The organism is Halochromatium salexigens (genome assembly GCF_016653295.1).
Classification (GTDB): Bacteria; Pseudomonadota; Gammaproteobacteria; order Chromatiales; family Chromatiaceae; genus Lamprobacter; species Lamprobacter salexigens.
In genome coordinates, this window is record NZ_NHSF01000059.1 from 13309 (window position 1) to 34828 (window position 21520).

The 21520-nt window shown below is 64.5% G+C and carries 19 protein-coding genes; 7 read left to right on the top strand and 12 right to left on the bottom strand.

What is annotated here, in order from left to right:
* Positions 1-8 precede the first annotated feature (8 nt).
* The 3 genes from CCR82_RS09945 to CCR82_RS09955 all read right to left on the bottom strand — a co-directional run bounded on the left by CCR82_RS09945 (position 9) and on the right by CCR82_RS09955 (position 1632).
* Complete coding sequence (locus CCR82_RS09945) at positions 9-341, bottom strand: type II toxin-antitoxin system RelE/ParE family toxin (protein WP_201245617.1); 333 nt, start codon at positions 339-341, stop codon at positions 9-11.
* Complete coding sequence (locus tag CCR82_RS09950) at positions 334-621, bottom strand: type II toxin-antitoxin system Phd/YefM family antitoxin (protein WP_201245619.1); 288 nt, start codon at positions 619-621, stop codon at positions 334-336. The genes CCR82_RS09945 and CCR82_RS09950 overlap by 8 nt, the downstream gene beginning before the upstream one ends.
* 78 nt (positions 622-699) lie before the next feature.
* A complete protein-coding gene (locus tag CCR82_RS09955; RefSeq protein ID WP_201245621.1) occupies positions 700-1632 on the bottom strand; it encodes a histone deacetylase family protein in 933 nt (310 codons plus the stop codon).
* A 99-nt stretch (positions 1633-1731) separates the two neighbouring features.
* Between CCR82_RS09955 and CCR82_RS09960 the strand changes: the two genes are divergently transcribed.
* Positions 1732-4425: a bifunctional acetate--CoA ligase family protein/GNAT family N-acetyltransferase gene (locus CCR82_RS09960; protein ID WP_201245622.1), complete on the top strand. Its 2694-nt coding sequence runs from the start codon at positions 1732-1734 to the stop codon at positions 4423-4425.
* Between the two features lie 49 nt (positions 4426-4474).
* On the opposite strand, the gene CCR82_RS09965 is transcribed toward CCR82_RS09960, so the two are convergent.
* From CCR82_RS09965 to CCR82_RS09975, 3 genes are all read right to left on the bottom strand, one after another.
* Positions 4475-4789 (bottom strand): DUF3240 family protein, encoded by a 315-nt coding sequence (locus CCR82_RS09965; protein ID WP_201245624.1) that lies wholly within the window; start codon positions 4787-4789, stop codon positions 4475-4477.
* A 62-nt stretch (positions 4790-4851) separates the two neighbouring features.
* Positions 4852-5856, bottom strand: a complete 1005-nt coding sequence (locus CCR82_RS09970) for a sodium-dependent bicarbonate transport family permease (protein WP_201245631.1) — start codon at positions 5854-5856, stop codon at positions 4852-4854.
* 156 nt (positions 5857-6012) lie between these two features.
* On the bottom strand, positions 6013-7722 hold the full coding sequence (locus tag CCR82_RS09975; RefSeq protein WP_201245632.1) for a SulP family inorganic anion transporter: 1710 nt from the start codon (positions 7720-7722) through the stop codon (positions 6013-6015).
* A gap of 176 nt (positions 7723-7898) precedes the next feature.
* On the opposite strand from CCR82_RS09975, the gene CCR82_RS09980 reads away from it, so the two are divergent.
* Complete coding sequence (locus CCR82_RS09980) at positions 7899-8813, top strand: TonB-dependent receptor (RefSeq protein WP_242513393.1); 915 nt, start codon at positions 7899-7901, stop codon at positions 8811-8813.
* Positions 8814-8842: 29 nt separating this feature from the next.
* Complete coding sequence (locus CCR82_RS09985) at positions 8843-9916, top strand: EAL domain-containing protein (protein ID WP_201245633.1); 1074 nt, start codon at positions 8843-8845, stop codon at positions 9914-9916.
* Positions 9917-9927: 11 nt separating this feature from the next.
* Here the strand turns inward: CCR82_RS09985 and msrA are convergent, their stop codons facing one another.
* The 6 genes from msrA to CCR82_RS10015 are packed head-to-tail and all read right to left on the bottom strand — an operon-like array spanning position 9928 to position 16812.
* A complete protein-coding gene (gene msrA, locus CCR82_RS09990) occupies positions 9928-11214 on the bottom strand; it encodes a peptide-methionine (S)-S-oxide reductase MsrA (RefSeq protein ID WP_201245636.1) in 1287 nt (428 codons plus the stop codon).
* Between the two features lie 27 nt (positions 11215-11241).
* Positions 11242-11430, bottom strand: coding sequence for a hypothetical protein (locus CCR82_RS09995; RefSeq protein ID WP_201245637.1), 189 nt, complete (start codon positions 11428-11430; stop codon positions 11242-11244).
* A 29-nt stretch (positions 11431-11459) separates the two neighbouring features.
* Complete coding sequence (locus CCR82_RS10000; protein WP_201245638.1) at positions 11460-14915, bottom strand: efflux RND transporter permease subunit; 3456 nt, start codon at positions 14913-14915, stop codon at positions 11460-11462.
* Positions 14908-16023 (bottom strand): efflux RND transporter periplasmic adaptor subunit, encoded by a 1116-nt coding sequence (locus tag CCR82_RS10005; RefSeq protein ID WP_201245639.1) that lies wholly within the window; start codon positions 16021-16023, stop codon positions 14908-14910. The genes CCR82_RS10000 and CCR82_RS10005 overlap by 8 nt, the downstream gene beginning before the upstream one ends.
* 34 nt (positions 16024-16057) lie before the next feature.
* Positions 16058-16324 carry a hypothetical protein gene (locus CCR82_RS10010; protein ID WP_201245641.1) on the bottom strand — a complete coding sequence of 89 codons (267 nt, stop codon included), beginning with the start codon at positions 16322-16324 and terminating at the stop codon, positions 16058-16060.
* Positions 16325-16371: 47 nt separating this feature from the next.
* Complete coding sequence (locus CCR82_RS10015) at positions 16372-16812, bottom strand: FKBP-type peptidyl-prolyl cis-trans isomerase (protein WP_201245643.1); 441 nt, start codon at positions 16810-16812, stop codon at positions 16372-16374.
* 161 nt (positions 16813-16973) lie between these two features.
* Between CCR82_RS10015 and leuC the strand changes: the two genes are divergently transcribed.
* From leuC to asd, 4 genes are all read left to right on the top strand, one after another.
* On the top strand, positions 16974-18392 hold the full coding sequence (gene leuC, locus CCR82_RS10020) for a 3-isopropylmalate dehydratase large subunit (RefSeq protein ID WP_201245644.1): 1419 nt from the start codon (positions 16974-16976) through the stop codon (positions 18390-18392).
* 3 nt (positions 18393-18395) lie between these two features.
* On the top strand, positions 18396-19046 hold the full coding sequence (gene leuD / locus CCR82_RS10025) for a 3-isopropylmalate dehydratase small subunit (RefSeq protein ID WP_201246034.1): 651 nt from the start codon (positions 18396-18398) through the stop codon (positions 19044-19046).
* A gap of 143 nt (positions 19047-19189) precedes the next feature.
* Positions 19190-20269, top strand: coding sequence for a 3-isopropylmalate dehydrogenase (gene leuB, locus CCR82_RS10030; RefSeq protein ID WP_201245645.1), 1080 nt, complete (start codon positions 19190-19192; stop codon positions 20267-20269).
* Between the two features lie 51 nt (positions 20270-20320).
* Positions 20321-21436 (top strand): aspartate-semialdehyde dehydrogenase, encoded by a 1116-nt coding sequence (asd, locus tag CCR82_RS10035; protein ID WP_201246035.1) that lies wholly within the window; start codon positions 20321-20323, stop codon positions 21434-21436.
* The last annotated feature ends 84 nt before the right edge of the window (positions 21437-21520 follow it).

Here is a 21520-nt window from a genome sequence, read left to right on the forward strand (position 1 = left end):
TTATGTGCTCAGGAAGACGGTCGAACCAAGCGTTCGAGCAACACCGAGTGCAAGTCTCGCCGCCCGTCAAACACGGCCATGACCAGCACCAGATTGCCCTCGATGCGGTAGACCAGGCGCCAAGGGCGTTCGATCAGCTCCCGATAGTGGTAGACATCGGCCGAGCGCAATTCGGGCACCACGCGGCCCCGCTCAGGGTTGTCTAACAGGGTGTCCGCCCGCGCCTGCAACCGATCGAGCACGTCAAGCGCATTGCCGATGGTGTCCTCGGCGATCCAGCTGACGATTGCATTCAGGTCGCGCTGAGCGGTGCGCGTCCAGCGCACCTCGGGCTCAGCCATCTTGCACGTCGGGCTGCGTCTGCAACCGCGTGCGCAGTGCCGCGAAGACATCCGCCTGTGGCGCCGTCTCCCCGGCGCTGACATCCCGCTCGCCCTCGGCCATCAGCTTTAGTATCAGCATGGCCCGCTCGCGCGCTTGGTACTGCGCGTAGTCCTGCACGACGGCGCGCGCGCGACCATTCTGGGTCAGCACCAGTGTGGCGGACTGATCCCGCGCCTGGTCTAGCAGCCGGGTAGCTTCGGCCTTGAACTGGCTGAGGCTCAGCACGTCTTCGCTCATCGGGGTAACCATATTCGGATTGAATTCAGTTGGCTCGATGCTATAGCCTGACCGAGGCGTCGTCAACGACCGCGTCATTTATCCATGCCCAATCAATTCATCGATATGCACCGCGACACTGCGCCCGAGCGCCGACATGCTATAGCCGCCTTCGAGACAGGAGACGATGCGCTCATGTGCGTGGCGCACCGCGATCTCGCGCAACTGCGAGGTGATCCAGGCATAGTCCGGCTCGCGCAGCATGAAATGCGCCATATCATCCTCGGCATGACCATCGAAGCCGGCCGAGATCAGGATCAACTCCGGGGCAAAAGCCTCTAGCCGTGGCAGACAGTGCGCCTCCATCGCCGCGCGGAAGGCCTCGCCGTTGGTGCGCGACGGCAGCGGCAGGTTGATCACATTCGATGCCGTCGGGCCGGCACCGGAGCCGGGGTAGAATGGATGCTGGAAGCTGGAGCAGAACAGCACCCGCTCATCGCCGGCGAAGATGTCCTCGGTGCCGTTGCCGTGGTGGACGTCGAAGTCGACGATGGCGATGCGTGAGAGTCCATGCGCGTTCATCGCGTGCGCGGCGCCGACGGCGACATTGTTGAAGAAACAAAAGCCCATCGAGCGCGCACGTTCGGCATGATGGCCGGGCGGGCGCACCGCGCAGAAAGCGGCGTGATGACGATCGCTCATCACCAGATCGACCGCCAGGATCGCGCTTCCGGCCGCGTGCAGCGCCGCGCTCAGCGAGCCGCTGCACATGGCGGTATCGCCATCGACCCAGACCAGCACATCATCGACGCTCGGTGCGGCCTCGAACAGGGCGTCGACGTAAGCCGGCTCATGCACCGCCAAGAGTTGCTCACGGCTGGCCTTGGGCGCGTCATAATGGGTCACCAGCATCTCCATGCCGGAGGCGATCATGCGATCCGAGATCGCGTGCAGGCGCTCCGGCACCTCGACATGGTGCGCGCCCATCTTGTGCTCGAGACAGTCTTGGTGAGAGATAAAGGCCAGATTCATGGGGCGCTTACTCAGGTGCTCGGGACGGTAGTCCGAAAGCTTAATCCCTTTGTCACACTTTTGCCTTGTTACCCGATTCGCCCCAGGAGGGGCCAGCCGATGCGACTCTCCGATGTCGACCAGCTTTTCGTTCCCGATGCGGTCGCGGTCTTTGGTGCCAGTGATCGCGAAGGCTCGGTCGGCGCCATGGTCTATCGCAACGTCCTCGCCGGTGGCTTCAAGGGCCCCTGCTATCCGATCAACCCCAAGTATGAGACGGTCGATGGCCAGCCCTGCTGGAAGGATCTGGCGGCGCTCGATAAGCATGTCGACCTGGCGTTGATCGCAACCCCAGCCGAGGCGGTGCCAGGGATCTTGGATCAATGCGGCGAGTTCGGGGTGCGTGCCGCGGTGGTGCATTCGGCCGGGTTCTCCGAGCAGGGTGATCGCGGTAGCGCGCTGCAGGAGCGGCTGGTGGAGGCGGCGCGGCGCAACCGGATTCGGGTGCTGGGGCCGAATTGCCTGGGCGTGATGCGGCCTGCGCACGGGCTGAACGCGACCTTTGGTACCGAGCTGCCACGGGCCGGCAACGTAGCCCTGGTCTCGCAATCCGGGGCGGTCTGCGCGGCGATGCTGGATCGCTCCGGGCCGCGTCGGCTGGGTTTTTCGGCGGTGGTCTCGCTCGGCGCGGCGGCCGATGTCGATTTCGGTGACGTGCTCGATTATCTGGCGCTCGATCCGCAGACCCAGAGCATCCTGCTCTATGTCGAGGGAGTGCGCGATGCGCGTCGCTTCATGAGCGGTCTGCGCGCGGCGGCGCGGCTGAAGCCGGTGGTGGTGGTCAAGACCGGTCGGCATCCGGCCGGCTCGCGCGCGGCGCGCTCGCACACCGGCGCCTGGGTCGGCTCGTCCGAGGTCTTTCGCGCGGTGCTCCAGCGGGGTGGCGCGGTGCAGGTCGAGCGGCTGGCGCAGTTGTTCGCGGCGGCACAGGTGTTCGGTGCGGGCCGGCGTCTGGCCGGCAATCGCATCGCCGTGGTCACCAATGGCGGTGGTCCCGGCGTGCTGGCGGCCGATCGGGCGGTCGATCATGGACTGATCCTGTCCGAGCTGACGGAGGCCACGCGCGCCAAGCTCGGGCAGGCGTTGCCGGATCATTGGTCGCATGGCAACCCCATCGATGTGATGGGCGATGGCTCGGCGCAGCGTTATCGCGATGCCCTCGAGGCCTGCCTCGCGGATGAAGGCGTCGATGGCGTGATCGCCCTGATGGCGCCCCTGGCGACCAGTGATCCGACCACCGTGGCGACGGAGGTGATCGAGGTCGTGAAGAAGACCCGCAAGCCGGTACTGACCTGCTGGATGGGCGAGAGCCGCGTGGCCGAAGCGCAGACGCTCTTCGCCGAGCACGGCGTGCCGCATTTCGAGTCGCCCGAGGTGGCGGTGGATGCGATGTCGTTCCTCGCCGAGCAGCGCCGCAATCGGATGCTGCTGATGCAGTCGCCGGGGCCCTTGTCGCAGCAGCTCGGGCCGGATATCGAGGGCGCGCGGCTGATCATCGAGGGCGTGATGGCCGAGGGGCGCAAGGTGCTCGGCACCATCGAGGCCAAGGCAGTGCTGTCGGCGTTCCGGATCAACAGCACCCAGGCGGTGCTGGCGCGCTCGCCGAACGAGGCGCTGATCGCCGCCGAGTCGCTCGGCTTCCCGGTGGTGATGAAGATCAACTCGCCGGATATCCGCTATAAATCCGATGTCGACGGCGTGCGCCTGGGGCTAAGCGATGCGCAGAGCATTCGCCGCGCCTATACCGAGCTGACCGAACGCGCGCAGAAGCTGCGACCACAGGCGCAAATCCAAGGCGTGACGGTCGAGCACATGGTGCCGACCCGCGCCGCGCGCGAGCTGATGGTCAAGGTGGTGCGCGATCCGATCTTCGGCCCGGTGATCAGCTTCGGCGCCGGTGGTACCGATATGAAGGTGCTCGAGGACAGGGCGCTCGGCCTGCCGCCGCTGAATGCCTTCATCATCCAGACCATGATCGAGCATACGCGGGTGGCGCGGCTGATGGGCGCCTACAGCAACATGCCGCCGATGAACCGGCAGGCGCTCTCACGCATCCTGCAGCGGGTCTCGGAGATGGTCTGCGAGCTGCCGGAGATCATCGAACTCGAGATCAATCCGCTGATCGGCAATGACCTGGACGTGATCGCCGTCGATGCCCGCGTCCAGGTCGATTACCGCCCGCCACAGATGCCGGTCTACGGGCACATGGCCATCCATCCCTATCCGCAGCATCTGATCGAGCAGGTGCCGCTGCCGGATGGCACCGATCTGACCATCCGCCCGATCCGCCCCGAGGATGCGCAGATGGAGCAGGATTTCGTGCGCAACCTGTCGGATCAGACCAAGTATTTTCGCTTCATGCAGACGATCAAGGAGCTGTCGCCCGAGATGCTGGTGCGCTTCACCCAGATCGACTATGACCGCGAAATGGCGCTGATCGGGGTGATCCGCGCGCCTGACAGCGAGGGCGGGGGACAAGAGCAGGAGGTCGGTGTCGCGCGCTACATGGCGCATCCGGGCGGTGATACCTGCGAGTTCGCGATCGTGGTCGCCGATGCCTGCCGGCGGCGCGGGGTGGGTGCGCGGTTGATGCGCTCGCTGATGCAGAATGCGCGCAACAAGGGGCTGCGGATCATGGAGGGCGAGGTCTTGAGCGCGAACTCGCGCATGCTGGCGCTGGTCAAGTCGCTCGGTTTTCGCATCGAGACCGATCGCAATGATCCGACCGTGAAGCTGGTGTCGAAGGTGCTATAGGGCACTTTGCCGACGTCGATGCCATCCCTGGCGACGGTGCAGGACAGCCTCACAGGCTGTGCGCGTACAGCACCTCGATATCATCGAGGTAGATGAGACCCGAGAAGTTGTCGAAGAATTTGTCGGCGACCTGCTTGGCGATCGAGCGGGCGACGTCGTCGCTGGCAGTGATGACCTCGATCTTGATGTTCGAGAAGGTATCCGAAACGGCCGGCTGGCCGGATGAGCGGGTATTGCGGCTCCCAACACCGCCGGCGGCCATCACGGTGTAACCGGTGGCGCCGCCGGCCTGGATGATCTTGGTGACCTTCTCCAGCAGCACCTTCTCGGTGATGATGACGAGCTTCGTGGCCTTTTGTGTCATGACGTGCTACCTAATTCTGTTGCGTTAAGCCTACCGGTGGATCGACGCGGCCGGGAGCGCCCTCAGGTGCCGAAGACCGCCTGTGCGAGGCCGATATAGAGCGGGATGCCGAGGGCGATCGCGACCGGGGTGCCGACGCTCGTCGATGAGCCGATGTAGGACGAGGGGTTCGCCGTCGGTATTCCAGCACGCAGCGTCGGCGGTCCGGAGATATCCGAGCTCGAGCCCGCGATCACGGCGAGCAGCACCACACCGCCGGGGCTGAAGCCGACCAGATAGTGGGCGATGGTCCCCAGCCCGAAGGCGATCAGGCCGTTCATCAGGGGCGCGATGGCCGCGTAGACGGCGAACCAGTGGGCGACGCGTCGCAACTCATTCAGCCGGGCATAGGCCTCGATGCCCATGATCAGCATCAACACCGAGAGCAGACCACGGAATAGTGGCTCGTAGAAGCTCTCGAAGACCCGATCGGGGTTCGTGAACAGCCCGAGGGCAATCCCGAGCAGCAAGGCCGAAAGCGCCGAGCCCTGCAGGCTTTCCTTGACGATCGGCCAGATCGCGACCTTTTCGCCGGCCCCGTCCTTCTTCTTCAGGTAGACACTGGCGAGCACGATGGCCAGGACCAGGGCCGGGATATCCATGAACGGATACAGCGCGACGGCCCAGGGCTCGTAGGGGATGCCTTCAGATTCCAGCACCACCGTGCCCGCGGCGAGGGTCGAGCCGCTCACGGCGCCGAATAGTCCGGCTGTCGCGATGCCGTCCTCGGTGCGAATGCCGGGCAGCAGCGCCAGGGTGTAGCGTCCGATGATGACGATCAAACAGCCCATGACCACCGCGATCAACGCGGGGAGCAGCATCGCCCCGATGTCGGCCTCACCGATGGCCATGCCCCCCTTCAGGCCGACCTTCATCAGCAGCATGAAGACGATGAACTTGTAGATCGCATCCGGGATCGTCAGCCGTGAGCCAAGCGCGGCGATCAGGATGCCACCCAACAGGAACGCCAGCGTTGGCGACTGCAGTTGGTGCAGGAAGCGTGCACCGAAATCGAGTAATACGTCCACGTTCTTCACTCCTCGTTGTTGATACGACTCGGAGAATGGAGGATATGGGCAGTCGGCCCCGATCGGTCATCGAACTTTCATCGCCGGCGGATCGATGAAGATCGATCGGTTCGTCAAATTCGATAGATTCTTCCGCGAAGCCCGAATGTATCAGCATCAGCCCGATTGGCCCCCTGGCGGTGGATCCCTGCGCTGTCCGGCTCGCTCGGAAATGGCGCGCTTGAGCGCATCGGAGCGCGCGTCGATCCAGTTCTCGAGCGGGATGACCTTGGCCAGGCCGAGGTTCTTGAGGCGTTTGCGCGGCTGCTCATGGAGCCCGGAAAGATAGACCCGGCAGCCATGAGCGAGTGCCGCGCGCAGCACCTCTTCGACCGCGAGCGAAGTGGTCACGCCGAGATGCGGGACATCGGTCATGTCGACCACCAACGAGCGCGTTTCGACCAGCTCGTGCTGTTGACGGGTCACGGCCTTGGCGGCGCCGAAGATCAGCGGTCCGCTCAAACAGAGCATGACGACACCGTTGCTTGGATTGCGCAGGATGCGTTCTTCCTCGGGATTGGCATGGGGGCAGCTCAGGCCGTCCTCGGTATGCGGTAGTCCGAGCACGCGCACGCCTTCCGATTGCAGATCGGCCAGCCGGCGGATGGTCAGCACATTGGCCACGAACAGGCCGATGCCGACGGCGGTGATCAGATCGACGAAGACGGTCATGGCGATGACGCCGTACATGATCAGCGCGCCGCGAATCGAGACCCTGTGCGCGCGTCGCAAGAAGCTCCAGTCGACGATGTCGAGGCCGACCTTGATCGCGATGCCGGCTAGCACGGCCTTTGGGATGGGTTCCACCAAGGCGCTGGCGCCGAACACCACGACCGCGAGGATCAGCGCTCTGGTCAGGCCGGAGAGGGCGGTGCGGGCGCCGGTCTGGATATTGACCACAGTGCCCATGGTGGCGCCAGCGCCGGGTAAGCCGCCGAACAGGCCGGACGCCATGTTGCCGAGCCCTTGACCCATCAGCTCCTTGTCCGAGTTGTGCACGGAGCGGGTGAGACTGTCGGCGATGACCGATGTCAAGAGCGCATCGATCGAGCCGAGCAAGGCCAACACCAGGGCATTGATGACGATGGTCTGCAACTGACCAGTGCTGAAGGTGGGGATCTGCAGCGAGGGCAGGCCGCCGGGCACGGCACCGATGGCACGATAGGGGGCGCCCTCGAACAGGGTGGGCAGCAGGTAGATCGCCGCCAGGGTGCCGGCGATCAGCACCAGGAGCTGCGGCGGGATGATGCGCCCGAAGCGCTTGGGCATCAGCACCAGGATCGCCAGCGACAGCAGCCCGAGCGTGGCCTCGGCGGGGTTGACCTCGGCGATGAGCGAGGGCAGGGCCGTCAACGCGCCGAGGACACCGCCGGTCGGCGGGTCGTGGCCGAGCAGCGGTGGCAGTTGGATGATGATCAGGATGAAGCCGATGCCCGACATGAAACCGGAGATCACCGTGTAGGGCATCATGGTGACGTAACGCCCGAGCTTGAGCAGGCCGAACGTCAACTGGAACAGGCCGGTGAGCATGACGGTGGTGAAGGCCATGGCCATGCCGTGTTCCGGGTTGGCCGCCGTCATGGTGGCGATGACGGCGGTGAAGACCACGGTCATCGGCCCGGTCGGCTCCGAGATCAGCGTCGGCGTGCCGCCGAACAGCGCCGCGAACAGGCCGATGAGCACGGCACCATAGAGGCCGGCCTCGGCGCCGGCACCGGAGGCGACGCCGAAGGCGAGCGCCATCGGCAGCGCGATCACGGCTGCGGTGACGCCCCCGAAGAGGTCGCCCTTGAGGTTTCCGAGATTGATCTGATTGAAGATGCGCATGGGTCTGCGTTCACCCCCTGCAGTGATTTGGTGTGAGGTGTGGCGCGCTAGAGTAAAGCTTGGAGGCCGGGAACCGAAATCGAAAACCCGGATCGATGCTATAGAGAACTCGGCGTTATACTATCCGTCGGTCGTGATCTGCTCTGGTTGCCGTTCGCCGTTACTGGGTGCCCTGTATGCGCTGGTCCACATTGTTGCTCGCCTTCCTGACGTCGTCGACCGCACTGTTGGCCGTCGGACCCGCGCGCGCGCAGCCGGGCGCCGATGCCTGGCGCTTGCGCCTCGAGTCCGGTGCCCTGCACCGGTGGCAGACCGACATCGACGCCGGCGGCGAGGTCGAGGTCGATGCCTGGTCGGTGCGGTTCGGCGCGGATCGCGCGGTGGCGCCGGATCTGCGCCTGGGGCTGTCGCTGGGTTATGACGAGCGCCAGTATCGTTTCCACGGCGCGAGCGGCTTTGGCGCCCTGGAGCCCTGGTCCGATGTGCGCGACCTGCGCCTGAGCGGCAGTCTGAACTGGAAGGCCAGTGAGCGCTGGAACCTCTTTGCGGTGCCAACCCTGGGCTGGTTCGCCGAGGAGGGGGCTGATCTGGACGCTGGTCAGAGTGGCGGCCTGCTTGCGGCGGCGAGCTATCGGGTCAATGAGCGCCTCAGCATCGGTCCCGGCTTCGGGGTCTTCTCCGCGCTCGAGGACGAGACTGATTGGTTCCCGGTCCTCGCCATCGACTGGCAGCTCAGCGAGACCTTGGCGCTGCGCACCGGCGGCGGCTTCGCCGCGACCCGGGGGCCGGGCCTGGTGCTGGACTGGCGCCCCACGGAGCGCTGGGCGCTGAAGCTCGGCGCGCGCTACGAGAAGGCGCGCTTTCGGCTCGACGACCGCGGCATTGCCGTGGGCGGCATCGGCCAGGAGACCTCGGTGCCGGTCTATCTCGGCGCGACGCGCCGCTTTGGCGCGCAGTTGAGCCTGAGCGTGATCGCTGGTGTAGAGTTCGCCGGCGAGCTGCGGCTCGAGGATGCCGATGGTGATCTCATCGACAAAACCCACTACGATTCGGCGCCTTTTGGGGGCGCGACGCTCGATCTTCGCTTTTGACCGCACGACTTCCATGATGGAGCGCTTCAATGACGAACGAACATGACTGTGAGCGCTGTGGTCCGCCGCGGTCGCCGCGTCAGGAGCCCGGGCGGCTTTTCATCTGGCCGCCGCTCGGGCATACCAAGCAGAAGCTGCGCGCCGCGTTGAAGGCCAACGCCCTCGCGAGCACCGAGACCCCGGATCAGACCGGTCTGATCATCCCCGTCGGTGGCGAGGACCATGCCGCCTTGGCGACCTTGCTCGCCGCGCAGACGACCCGGGCCGAGGCGCATGACAGCCGTGCCCTATTCATGGCCGGAGAAGGGGAGCCTGGCTTCGCGCAGTTGCGCCAGGTCGAGAGCCTGGAGACCTATATCGCGCGCGGGCGCGGCGCTTGGCTGCAGGAGATGCTGCACGCCCAGCGCGTCACCACCCATTTCCAGCCGATCTTCCATGTCGCCGAGCCCGATCGGGTCTTCGCCCATGAGTGTCTGCTGCGCGGCATCGACGAGCAAGGAGCGCCAGTGTCACCTGGCCTGATGTTCGAACTCGCCACGCAAGCCGATCTGGTCTTTCCGTTGGATCGCCTGGCGCGCATCACCGCCGTGCAGCATGCTGCGGCACATGAAGTCAGCAGCCGGATCTTCATCAATTTCACCCCAGCGGCGGTCTATGATCCGGTGAACTGTCTGCGCACCACCGTGGCGGCGGTTGAGAAGGCCGGACTGGAGCGTGAGCGCATCGTCTTCGAGGTCATCGAGACCGAACGGATCGGCGATCCCGAGCATCTGGCCAACGTGCTTCGCTATTATCGCGATGCCGGCTTCAGGATCGCACTCGATGACCTTGGCGGCGGCTACGCGGGGCTTGGTCTGCTGCCCAGCCTGCGCCCCGACTTCGTCAAGCTCGACCGCTCCCTGATCGATGGGGTGAGTCAAAACCGGGTGCAGGCGATCATCATCGAGCGCGTGACCCAGATGGCGCACGACCTCGGCATCGAAGTGGTGGCCGAGGGCGTCGAGCAGGCCGAGGATCTGGCTTGGCTGCAAGAGCACGCCGTCGATTACGTGCAAGGCTTTTTCCTGGCTCGGCCAGGGCCAGAGCCCCATACAGCGCCTTGAATCTGTAGCGCTCAGTCGCGATCCGGCACGAAGCTCAGCACGTTGCCATTGATGCAGTAGCGCTTGCCGGTCGGTGGTGGGCCGTCGTCGAAGACGTGGCCGAGGTGGATGCCGGAGCTGGCGCTGCGCACCTCGGTGCGGCGCATGCCATGGGAGCGGTCTTCATGGTAGGTCAAGGCCCCTTCGACCGGATTGAAGAAGCTCGGCCAGCCGCTCTTGCTCTCGAACTTGGTATCGCTGCGAAACAGCGCCGCGCCGGTGATCGGATCGACGAAGACACCGGGGCGCTTCTCATCCAGGTGCGAGCCGCTGAAGGCGCGCTCGGTGCCTTGCTCGAAGGCGATGCGCTGCTGCTCCGGGGTCAGGATCTGGAAGCCGAGCCATTGCCAGAAGCGCGCTTTATCGCCCTTGTAGCCGGTGTAGCGCGAGATTTCCTTGCCGTCCTCGAACAGGACCATGGTCGGGGTGGCGAACAGATCCTTCTCCAGCATCCAGCCTTCAGGTGGGCGCGGATTCAGGGTCGTGACCACTGGCACCGCTGAGGACCAGCTTTCGAGCACCTCGGCACGGAATGCCTGACAGAACGGACAGTCTTCGGCCTCGAACACGATGAGCTGGCGTTCGGCATCGAGGTCGCTGGCCTGCAGGCGATCGGCCTGCGGCTTGGCGGTCTCGCCTTGATCGGAACCAGGATAGGCGACCTCGGTGCCGCCGAGCCCACAGTAGCCATCGGGGTTCTTCGTCAGATAGTCCTGATGATAGGTTTCGGCGCGATTGTAGTGGCGCAGGGGGGCGATCTCGGTGGTGATCGGGCCGAAGCCGGCCGCGCTCAGCGCCTGCTGATAGGCGTCGCGGGTCTCGAGGGCGACGGCGCGTTGTGCCTCGTTGGAGACGTAGATCGCGCTGCGGTAGTTGCTGCCGACATCGTTGCCCTGGCGATCGCCTTGGGTCGGATTGTGGCTCTCCCAGAAGCCGATCAGCACCCGCTCGAGGCCGACCTGCTCGGGATCGAAGGTCACCTTGACCACCTCGGCATGATTACGTGCATCGCTCTTGCCGCGCTGGATGCGCTTCTCGAGGTTGAGCACGTCGCGATAGCTGGCGCGCTCGGCATCGCCGCCGGCATAGCCGGACTCGACATCGAGCACACCTGGGATCTCGGACATGCGCTTCTCGGCGCCCCAGAAGCAGCCCATGCCGAGGACGATCGACTCGGTCGCGGCCAGGGCCTGCAGGGGCAGGGTGACGACAAGGGTGGCGAAGAGGACGGAGGTCAGACGGCGGGAAAGCGAACGCATGGGTTTGTTGGCCTGATATTGACGGAGCTAGCGTCTAGGACCATCGCGAGGGTGGAGTTGTTTCATCAGTGAGCTACGGAAATGGCTCGACCTTTCGAAGGAGTCCATCGCTTCAAGCTCGCCGGGAATCGGCTCCGACAACTGCCAGATCACGACCTCGATCAGCACGCCGTTATCGAACTGTTCCTTCTTTCGATAGATCGCCTTCGCGGGCATGCTGGTCGAGCCTGTTTGCTGTCGATCGTTTAGCCCGTCGCAGTCCGAATCCACTCCACCCGCTTGCGCATCACCCCATAGTAGACCACCGGGATCACCACCAGCGTCAGCACCGTGGAGACGAACAGGCCAAACAGCAACGACACCGCCAGGCCCGAGAAGATCGGGTCGCTGAGGATGAACGAAACCCCGGCCATGGTCGCCAACGCCGTGAGCACGATCGGCTTGGTACGCACCACCGCCGAGCCGATGACCGCGCGTTCCAGCGGGTCGCCGGCGCGCACCTGCTGATTGATGAAGTCCACCAGCAGGATCGAGTTGCGCACGATGATGCCGGCGAGCGCGATCATGCCGATCATCGAGGTGGCGGTGAACTGGGCACCGAGCAGCGCATGGCCGGGCAGGATGCCGATGATGGTCAGCGGGATCGGCGCCATGATGATCAGCGGCACCACATAGCTGCGGAACTGGAACACCACCAACAGATAGATCAGCACCAGCCCGAAGGCATAGGCAATGCCCATGTCACGGAAGGTCTCGTAGGTGACCTGCCATTCACCATCCCATTTGATGCTGGGCTCATAGGGATTCTCCGGCTGGCGGGTGTACCACTGCGAGAGATCCGCATCAAGCTGACCGGCGATGATGAAGAGCCCGTACAGCGGACTGTCGATCTCGCCGGCCATGTTGGCGGTGACATAGACCACCGGCAGCAGATCCTTGTGGTAGATGCTGGACTCGCGCTGGCTGTCGACGACCGTGACGATCTCCGACAGCGGCACCAGCTGGCCGCCGCGCGAGCGCACCCGCAGCGCCAGCACCTGATCCAGATCGGCCTTGTCGGCCTCGTCGTATTCGACCCGGATCGGCACCGCGTACTTGACGTTGGCGCCGTGCAGATAGGCCATGTCCTCGCCACCGAGCACGCTGGCCAGAGCCTTGGCGACGCTGGCCTGATCGACCCCGAGCTGCGCCGCCTTGGGACGGTCGACCACGAGCACGAACTTGCGCCCTGGGTACTCCATCGAGTCATCGATATCGACGATGTCATCGGTGCCAGCGAAGACGTCGCGCACCTGCTCGGCAAGGGCCATCTGCTCGTCATAGTCGATGCCATAGATCTCGGCGACCAGCGGCGCGAACACCGGCGGTCCGGGCGGGATCTCGACGATCTTGGCGTTACCGCCATGGCGCTCGGCGATTGCCTGCAGCGGCTCGCGCAGTCGCAGCGCGATGGCGTGGCTCTTGTCCTCGCGCTGCTCGTCGGCGACCAGATTGACCTGTAGGTCGCCCTGATGGGCCTGATCGCGCAGATAGTACTGGCGCACCAGGCCGTTGAAGTTCATCGGCGAGGCGGTGCCGGCATAGGCCTGATAGTCGGCGACCTCGGGCTGCGTCTCCAGGTAATGCCCCAGCTCTCCGAGCACGCGCGCGGTCTGCTCCAGGCTGCTGCCCTCGGGCATGTCGAGCACGACCTGCAGCTCGCTCTTGTTGTCGAACGGCAGCATCTTCAGGATCACCATCTGACTCAGTGGGAGCAGCAGCGAGGCGCCGATCATGAGCAAGATGCCGGCCAGCAGCAGCCAACGGTTGATCAGGCCGCGTCGCCCTTCCAGGAACGGCGTGATCACCCGATCGAACAGCCATTGCAGCTTCGGATTGGCCTCGTCCTCTTCCGTTTCGTGCTTCTGATGCGCTGGTGCCGACTCGTTGCCAGCGGCGAGATGCGGGTTGGTCCCATCCTGTGGTGACGCAGCACGGCTCGGCGCGTATGACCCAGCTTGATGAGCGTGGTCGGCGAGCGCGGCATCATGGCGCCGGCCGAGCACCTGATAGGCGAGCCAGGGCGTGAGCACGAAGGCGACAGCCTGAGAGATTAGCATCCCCATCGAGGCGTTGATCGGGATCGGGCTCATGTAGGGTCCCATCAGCCCAGAGACGAAGGCCATCGGCAGCAGGGCGGCGATGACGGTGAAGGTGGCGAGGATGGTGGGGCTGCCGACCTCGTCGACCGCGCCTGGCATCAGGTCGAGCATCTTGTGCCGCCCGATGGCCATGTGGCGGATGATGTTCTCGACCACGACGATGGCATCATCGACCAGGATGCCGATCGAAAAGATGAGCGCGAACAACGACACCCGGTTGAGGGTGAAGCCATAGGCCCAGGAAGCGAATAGGGTTAACATCAGGGTGACGATGACCGCTCCGCCGACCACCAGCCCGGCGCGCCAGCCCATCGCCAGCGCCACCAAGACGATGACGGTGATCGTCGCGGAGCCCAGCTCGGTGATCAGCTTGCGCGCCTTGGCATCGGCCGTTTTCCCATCGTTGCGGGTGATGCTGACCTCGACCCCGTCGGGGATGAAGATGCCATCGAGTTGCTTGAAGCGCGCGATGACCTGCTCGGCGACGGCCACCGCATTGGTGCCTTCCTGCTTGGCCACGGCGATGGTGACCGCCGGGGTCGTGCCGGCCAGCACTTGGCCGTCGGCGGCGGTGACCGCGTCGACACCGGAACGATCAGCGGTGCCCGCACCCGGGCCCGCGCCCATCCAGACATAGGCCTGGGGCACCTCGGGGCCGCGCTCGATGCGGGCGACTTCACGCAGATAGACCGGGCGCCCGCCGTGCATGCCGACCACCAGTTCGGCGATATCATCGACGCTGGCGAGCATGGTCCCGGCCTGGACCCGAATCTCGCGGTTATCGGCGACGATGGCGATGTCGTCCCGACTGCTGTTGCCCGCCTGCAAGGCGCGGCTCAGGTCGCTTAGGTCGATGCCGTGCGAGGCCAGCGCCTGCGGATCGAGGATGACCCGCATCACCTGTTGCGGGGCGCCCACCGTGTAGACATCGCGGGTGCCGGCGACCCGTTTCAGTTCCTGCTCGATCGCATGCGCGACCTGCCCTAGCTCATAGGCGCCGAGCTGCTGATCCGCCGACCAGAGGGTGGCGGTGAGGATGGGCACGTTGTCGATGCCCTTGGGTTTGATCAGCGGATCGCCAACGCCGAGGCCTTCGGCCAGCCAATCGGCGTTGGAATTGACCTTGCTCCACAGCCGTACGATGGCCTCGGTGCGGTCCTCGCCCACCTCGAACTGGACCGAGATCAGCGCCATCCCCGGGCGCGAGACCGAGTACACATGCTTGACGCCCTGGATCTCGGAGAGCACCTGCTCGGCCGGGCCGGCGACCAGGTGTTCGACCTCGCTCGCCGAGGCACCGGGGAAGGGGATGAAGACGTCGGCGAAGGTGACGTTGATCTGTGGCTCTTCCTCGCGCGGCGTCATGAGGATCGCGAACAGCCCGAGCAGGAGGCCCACCAGCGCCAGCAGCGGCGTGATCTTGGCATCCTGAAAGCGTTGCGCGATGCGCCCGGAGATGCCAAGCGTCGTCTGCTGGCCCGGTGGAGCTGTCGCTCCGTCGGAGCTGGTGGCCTCAGTGGTTCCAGCGCTGTTCTCTGTTGTAACCTGGGACTCAGCCATCTTGGCGATCCTGGCGGTTCGCCTCCGCTTGGCGTTTGAGCGCGACACCGGCGGCGACGGGATCGAGCGCGACCCGCTCGCCTGGGCTCAGGCCGGAGAGCACGACGATCTCGCCATCGAGGCTCGAGCCGGTGCGAATCTTGCGCAGGTGGATACGGCCGTCGTCGCTGACTACATAGGCACCGGTGACCTCGGAGCGGTAGACCACGGCGGCGCTGGGGATGGTGAGTGCCTCCTTGTCACCGGTGACGATGGCGGTCTTGACGAACATGCCGGGGAAGAGCCCCTCGGTGTTGGTCTCCAAATCGGCGCGCACCTTGAAGGTGTTCGAGCCAAGATCGGCGAACGGGAAGACCGTAATGCGGCTTGGCTCGGCGATCTCGCCATTGGGTAGATAGATATTGATCTCGCCGCGCTCGCGCACCGCCGGGATCGCGCTCTGTGGCACATCGATGATCACCCGCAGCTCCTCCAGTGAGATCCCGCTCATCACTGGGCTGCCCGGGCTGGCCACCTCGCCAAGCTCGACATGGCGGCGGATGACGATGCCGGAGTAGGGGGCGCGAATCTGGGTGTATTCGAGCTGCTCCTGCGCCTGCTCCAGGTTGGCTTGCGCGGCTTCGAGACGGGCCTCGGCACTCTCGAGGTCGGCCTCGGCCTGGTCCATCGCCGACTCGGAGACGTTCTGCTGCTGATAGAGCCCTTGGATACGGGCGTACTCGTCGCGCGACTGCTCGAGCTGCGCCGAGGCCGATCGCAGCTCGGCGGCCGCTTGCGCGAGCCGTGCCCGATGCTCGGTATCGCGCAGACGCACGATGACCTCGCCCTTCTCGACGAAGTCATCGACATCGTACAGGATCTCCTCGACCTGACCGCTGGTCTGCGCCGAGACCGTGGTGCGATGGATCGCCTCGACCACGCCGTCGAGGCGGTATTCCTTCGGCACGACGCGATAGCGGACCTCAGTGGTGGCGAAGGTGGTGCTGGTTGGGTCTTGGCTCGGATCGGCATCGTTTGAGCCAGCATCGGTCGCGTTGCTGATGGCGATATGCGAGAACAGCAGCAGGGCGAGGGTCGCCAGCCGCCGGAGTCTTGGGTTCGATGGCATCGATGGACACTCCTTAAATTAGTATTTCCTAATATTAAGCCAGAAGCTCGTCCGGTGTCGTCGCGCGATTGCTCTCGAGCATGCGTTGGAAGTGCTTGGGGTCTCGTTTCAGGATGTCGACGTATTCATCCAAGAGCGTGGTCCAGTCCGGGCCGCCATGCTCTTGAAACTTGGCCAGCGCGACTAGCAGAATTTTCGCTGCTGCGCGGAGTTCGCGTTGGTCTCCCTCGCCGTAATGCTGCACCAGTTCGGCGTAGAGGGCTTCGACACGCTCGATTGGAGGCTGGACGTCTTTGGGCATCGGCAGTTGGCCTAGCGTGCTACTGGGTTTTAGGTGCTTAGTATAATTCAGAAGACATCGAGCACCTGCGCGTGGATGCGCAGTCTACGGCGCGCGAGTGGGTGATTGAAGTCGATCTCGACCTCGGTGTCGTCTGCGGTCAAGACGGTGCCGGGGGTCTCCTGTCCACCCGGGGTTTGGAACTGGATGACCTGGCCCGGCTCGAGCATGAATCCCTTTGGTAGATCACTGCGCGGAACCCGATGCTTCAGCGCCCCATCCGGGGTGCCGAAGAGCGCGGCGCCATCGGCTAGCATCTGCTCGTTGGCGCCGGGCTCTAAATCGACCAATAGGCTCTCAAGGCCGGATGCGAGCGTGCCATCGCCCATCCGGAAACGAATCGGTTCGTCGCCGAAGCTTGATAAGACTTCGGTGCCGTCATCGAGATAGACCGCGAGATGGAGGGTAACCTGTCTGCCCGGACCGATCTTGACGATGTTGGTATTCAAGCGTGGGAGGCCTCGCGTCTGTTTGCGACTCAGCTCAGTATGCCGCTCTTCGCGCAGCCATGTCTTGCGCCAATCGCGGGTGACTGTGTAACGCACGCATTGAGCCTTTCGCGCCGGCGGTTTATCCTGCACGGCTTCTTTTTCGATCGGAGCAACGCCCGATGGCGGCTCAAACCAACCCACCAAGAACACTTTTCGACAAGATTTGGGATGACCACATCGTGCGCACGGACGAGCACGACACCGCGTTGCTGTACATCGACCGCCAGCTGGTGCATGAGGTGACCTCGCCGCAGGCCTTCGAGGGGCTCAGGCTCGCCGGCCGCAAGCCGCGCCGCCCTGAGGCCAACCTGGCGGTGCCGGATCACAACGTGCCGACCAGCGATCGGCATCTCGGCATCGTCGATCCGATCTCGCGGCTGCAGGTCGAGACGCTCGAGGCCAACTGTCGCGAGTTTGGCATCCAACTCTTTGCCATGGGTGATCCCCGCCAGGGCATCGTGCACGTGATCGGTCCCGAGCAGGGTCTCACGCAGCCTGGTATGACCGTCGTCTGCGGCGACAGCCATACCTCGACCCACGGCGCCTTCGGCGCGCTCGCGTTCGGCGTCGGCACCTCCGAGGTCGAGCATGTGCTGGCCACCCAGTGCCTGCTGCAGCGCAAGCCCAAGAGCATGCTGGTCAGCGTGGATGGCGAGCTTGGTCGTGGCATCACCGCCAAGGACGTCGTGCTGGCGATCATCGGCGAGATCGGCACCGCTGGCGGCACCGGCCATGTGATCGAGTACGCCGGCGATGCGATCCAGGCGCTGAGCATGGAAGGCCGGATGACGGTCTGCAATATGAGCATCGAGGCCGGCGCGCGCGCCGGGTTGATCGGTATCGACGAGAAGACCATCGACTATCTGCGCGATCGCCCGCGGTCACCGAAGGGCGAAGTCTTTGAACAGGCGGCCGACTACTGGCGCTCGCTGAACAGCGATCCTGGCGCCGAGTACGACCGCGTGGTGCGCATCGATGCGGCCAATATTCGCCCGCAGGTGACCTGGGGTACCTCGCCTGAAATGGTGGTGCCAGTGGACAGCGAGGTTCCGAATCCGGATGCGGTGGCCGATCCGGTCAAGGCTGGCAGTTATCGCCATGCGCTGACCTACATGGGCCTAGAGCCGCTTACGCCGATCGCCGAAATCGGTATCGACAAGGTCTTCATCGGCTCCTGCACCAACGGTCGCATCGAGGACCTGCGCGCGGCGGCCGAGGTCGCCAAGGGGCGCCATGTCGCCGATTCGGTCATGCTGGCGATGGTGGTGCCGGGCTCGGGTCTGGTCAAGCAGCAGGCCGAGGCCGAGGGGCTCGACCGCATCTTCATCGACGCCGGTTTCGAGTGGCGCGATCCGGGCTGCTCGATGTGTCTGGCGATGAACGCCGATCGGCTTGAAGCCGGGGAACGTTGCGCCGCAACCAGCAATCGGAATTTCGAGGGCCGCCAGGGGCAAGGCGGACGTACCCATCTGGTCAGTCCAGCGATGGCCGCCGCGGCCGCCGTCGCCGGGCGCTTCGTCGACGTGCGGGAGTTTTAGATGATGCAACCCTTCGAGACCTTTCGCGGTGCGGTGATGCCGCTCGATCGCGCCAATGTCGATACCGATGCGATTATCCCCAAGCAGTTCCTGAAGTCGATCCAGCGCACCGGCTTTGGTGCGAACCTGTTCGACGAGTGGCGCTATCTGGACCACGGCGAGCCGGGGCAGGACTGCGCGGGCCGACCGCTAAACCCGGACTTCGTGCTCAATGATCCACGCTATGGCAAGGCCAAGATTCTGCTTGCGCGGCATAACTTCGGCTGCGGTTCCTCGCGCGAGCATGCGCCCTGGGCGTTGGCCGATCATGGGTTTCGGGTGCTGATCGCACCGAGCTTCGCCGATATTTTTCGTCAGAACGCCATCAAGAACGGTCTGTTGCCGATCGTGCTCGATGAGCAGACCATCGATGCGCTGTTCGCGCTTGCGGGCGGCGCTGTTCCGCTCGAGATCGAGGTCGATCTGAAGGGACAGCGCTTGCAGCCCAGCAGCGGCGAGCCGATCGCCTTCGAGATCGATGCCTTCCATCGCCATTGCTTACTTAACGGGCTTGATGACATCGGCCTAACGCTGGAGCGCGCCGACGAGATCGCCGCCTACGAGCAGCGGCGCCAACAGCAAGTGCCCTGGCTGTTCGCGTCGGCTGCAACCTAGCAGCTCGATCTTGCAGGCATGCACTGAGCGCCTCCGGCTGCGGATCGTCCAGCCAGGACTCCAGCGGCAAGTGGTCTAGCCTAGCAACGGAGAGCGAATCGCCAAATGGGCACTTTTTAATACACAATTTGGAGCGAACAGGTTTGACCAAGAAGATTCTGATTTTGCCCGGCGATGGCATCGGCCCCGAGATCGTTGCCGAGGCCGTGAAGCTGCTCGATTGCCTGCGCGCTGATTTTGGCCTCGCTGTCGAGACCGAGACCGCCTTGGTTGGCGGTGCCGCCTATGACGACTGCGGCTTGCCGCTGCCAGAATCGACGCTGGATCTAGCCAAGTCCGCCGATGCGGTACTGCTCGGCGCTGTCGGCGGCCCCAAGTGGGAGCCGCTCGAGATCGCGCTGCGCCCGGAGAAGGGTCTGCTCGGCCTGCGCGCCGGGCTTGGCCTGTTCGCCAACCTGCGCCCGGCGATCCTCTATCCGCAGCTTGCCGAGGCCTCGACCCTGAAGCCGGAAGTGGTCGCCGGGCTCGATATCATGATCGTGCGCGAACTCACTGGCGGTATCTATTTCGGCCAGCCGCGCGGTGTCGAGACGCTGGCCAGCGGCGAGCGGCGCGGCATCAATACCCTGGTCTACACCGAATCCGAGATCGAGCGCATCTGCCGCGTCGCCTTCGACACCGCGATGCGGCGCAACCGGCGCCTCTGCTCGGTGGACAAGGCCAATGTGCTCGAGTGCACCGAGCTCTGGCGTGAGGTCGCGATCCGCGTGGGCCGTGACTACCCGGAGGTCGAGCTCAGTCATATGTATGTCGATAACGCGGCGATGCAGCTGGTGCGCGCGCCCAAGCAGTTCGACGTGATGGTGACGACCAACATGTTCGGCGACATCCTCTCTGATGCGGCGGCAATGCTGACCGGCTCGATCGGCATGCTGCCCTCGGCCTCGCTGAATGCCGAGAATCAGGGCATGTACGAGCCGATCCATGGCTCGGCGCCGGACATCGCCGGTCAGGGCGTCGCCAATCCGCTCGCGACCATCCTCTCGGTAGCGATGATGCTGCGCTACTCGCTGTCTGCGCCGGAGCATGCAGATCGGATCGAGCAGGCTGTCTCCAAGGTGCTCAATCAGGGGCTGCGCACGGGTGATATCGCCGCACCTGGCACGACGGCGGTCGGCACGGCCGCGATGGGCGATGCGGTGCTCGAAGCGATTCGTGCTTAGGCTGGCTAGTCAGGCTCGCTGAGTCTTATTGATAACAGAGGTTAGAGCGTGATGAATCGGGTCGGTTTCGTTGGCTGGCGTGGCATGGTGGGCTCGGTCCTAATGGATCGGATGCGCGATGAGAATGACTTCGCGCTGATTCCCGAGGCGCGCTTCTTCTCGACCTCGCAACAGGGTGAACCGGGGCCTGATATCGGGCAAGGCGCCCAGGCGCTGCTCGATGCCCATGATTTCGACGCCTTGGCCGGGATGGACGCGATTGTCACCTGCCAAGGCGGCGACTACACCGAGCAGGTCTTCGAGACGCTGCGCGGACGCGGCTGGCAGGGCTATTGGATCGATGCCGCCTCGACGCTGCGCTTGCGTGAGGACAGTACCATTGTCCTCGACCCGGTGAATCTCGAGGTTATCAAGCATGCGTTGGACGCCGGCAAACGCGATTTCATTGGCGGCAATTGCACGGTGAGCCTGATGCTGATGGCGATCGGCGAGCTGTTGCGGCGCGATCTGGTCGACTGGGTTAGCGCCATGACCTATCAGGCCGCTTCGGGTGCCGGCGCGCGCAACATGCGTGAACTGCTCGCGCAGATGGGCACCTTGCAGACTAGCGTCAGCGACCTGCTGGCCGATCCGCGCAGCTCGATCCTCGATATCGACCGCGCGGTGACCGCGACCATGCGCGCCGGGACCTTCCCGAGCGAGCAGTTCGGCGTGCCGCTCGCCGGCAGTCTGATCCCCTGGATCGACAAGCCGATGGATAATGGCCAGTCGAAAGAGGAATGGAAGGCTGGGGTCGAGACCCACAAGATCCTAGGCCGCGCGGAGAACGCGATCCCGATCGACGGCACCTGCGTGCGCATCGGCTCGATGCGTTGCCACAGTCAAGGGTTGACGATCAAGCTCAAGCAGGCGATGCCCATCGATGAGATCACGACGATGCTCGCGGAAGCCAACGACTGGGTGCGGGTCATCTCGAACGAGCGCGAGCAGACGATCGCCGAGCTCTCGCCGGCGGCAGTGACCGGGACCTTGAGTATTCCGGTCGGGCGCCTGCGCGCGATGGCGCAGGGGCCAGCGTTTCTTAACGCCTTTACCGTCGGTGATCAGTTGCTTTGGGGCGCGGCCGAGCCCTTGCGCCGGATGCTTCGCCTCCTGCTCGAGCGTTGATGACGGCACCTATAGACACTCGGAAAGACTCTAGCTCTTGGACTGTCCTATGGCCATTTTCGCGATAAGCGACCGACTGTTAGA

Coding starts and splice junctions, on each gene's coding strand:
- CCR82_RS09965 (WP_201245624.1), bottom strand. CDS start 4,789: ATGACACAAAAGGCCACGAAGCTCGTCATCATCACCGAGAAGGTGCTG.
- leuD (WP_201246034.1), top strand. CDS start 18,396: ATGCAACCCTTCGAGACCTTTCGCGGTGCGGTGATGCCGCTCGATCGC.
- leuC (WP_201245644.1), top strand. CDS start 16,974: ATGGCGGCTCAAACCAACCCACCAAGAACACTTTTCGACAAGATTTGG.
- CCR82_RS10000 (WP_201245638.1), bottom strand. CDS start 14,915: ATGGCTGAGTCCCAGGTTACAACAGAGAACAGCGCTGGAACCACTGAG.
- CCR82_RS09975 (WP_201245632.1), bottom strand. CDS start 7,722: ATGCGCATCTTCAATCAGATCAATCTCGGAAACCTCAAGGGCGACCTC.
- CCR82_RS10010 (WP_201245641.1), bottom strand. CDS start 16,324: ATGCCCAAAGACGTCCAGCCTCCAATCGAGCGTGTCGAAGCCCTCTAC.
- CCR82_RS09980 (WP_242513393.1), top strand. CDS start 7,899: ATGCGCTGGTCCACATTGTTGCTCGCCTTCCTGACGTCGTCGACCGCA.
- CCR82_RS09960 (WP_201245622.1), top strand. CDS start 1,732: ATGCGACTCTCCGATGTCGACCAGCTTTTCGTTCCCGATGCGGTCGCG.
- CCR82_RS10005 (WP_201245639.1), bottom strand. CDS start 16,023: ATGCCATCGAACCCAAGACTCCGGCGGCTGGCGACCCTCGCCCTGCTG.
- CCR82_RS09950 (WP_201245619.1), bottom strand. CDS start 621: ATGAGCGAAGACGTGCTGAGCCTCAGCCAGTTCAAGGCCGAAGCTACC.
- CCR82_RS09955 (WP_201245621.1), bottom strand. CDS start 1,632: ATGAATCTGGCCTTTATCTCTCACCAAGACTGTCTCGAGCACAAGATG.
- CCR82_RS09995 (WP_201245637.1), bottom strand. CDS start 11,430: ATGCCCGCGAAGGCGATCTATCGAAAGAAGGAACAGTTCGATAACGGC.
- msrA (WP_201245636.1), bottom strand. CDS start 11,214: ATGCGTTCGCTTTCCCGCCGTCTGACCTCCGTCCTCTTCGCCACCCTT.
- CCR82_RS09985 (WP_201245633.1), top strand. CDS start 8,843: ATGACGAACGAACATGACTGTGAGCGCTGTGGTCCGCCGCGGTCGCCG.
- CCR82_RS09945 (WP_201245617.1), bottom strand. CDS start 341: ATGGCTGAGCCCGAGGTGCGCTGGACGCGCACCGCTCAGCGCGACCTG.
- asd (WP_201246035.1), top strand. CDS start 20,321: ATGAATCGGGTCGGTTTCGTTGGCTGGCGTGGCATGGTGGGCTCGGTC.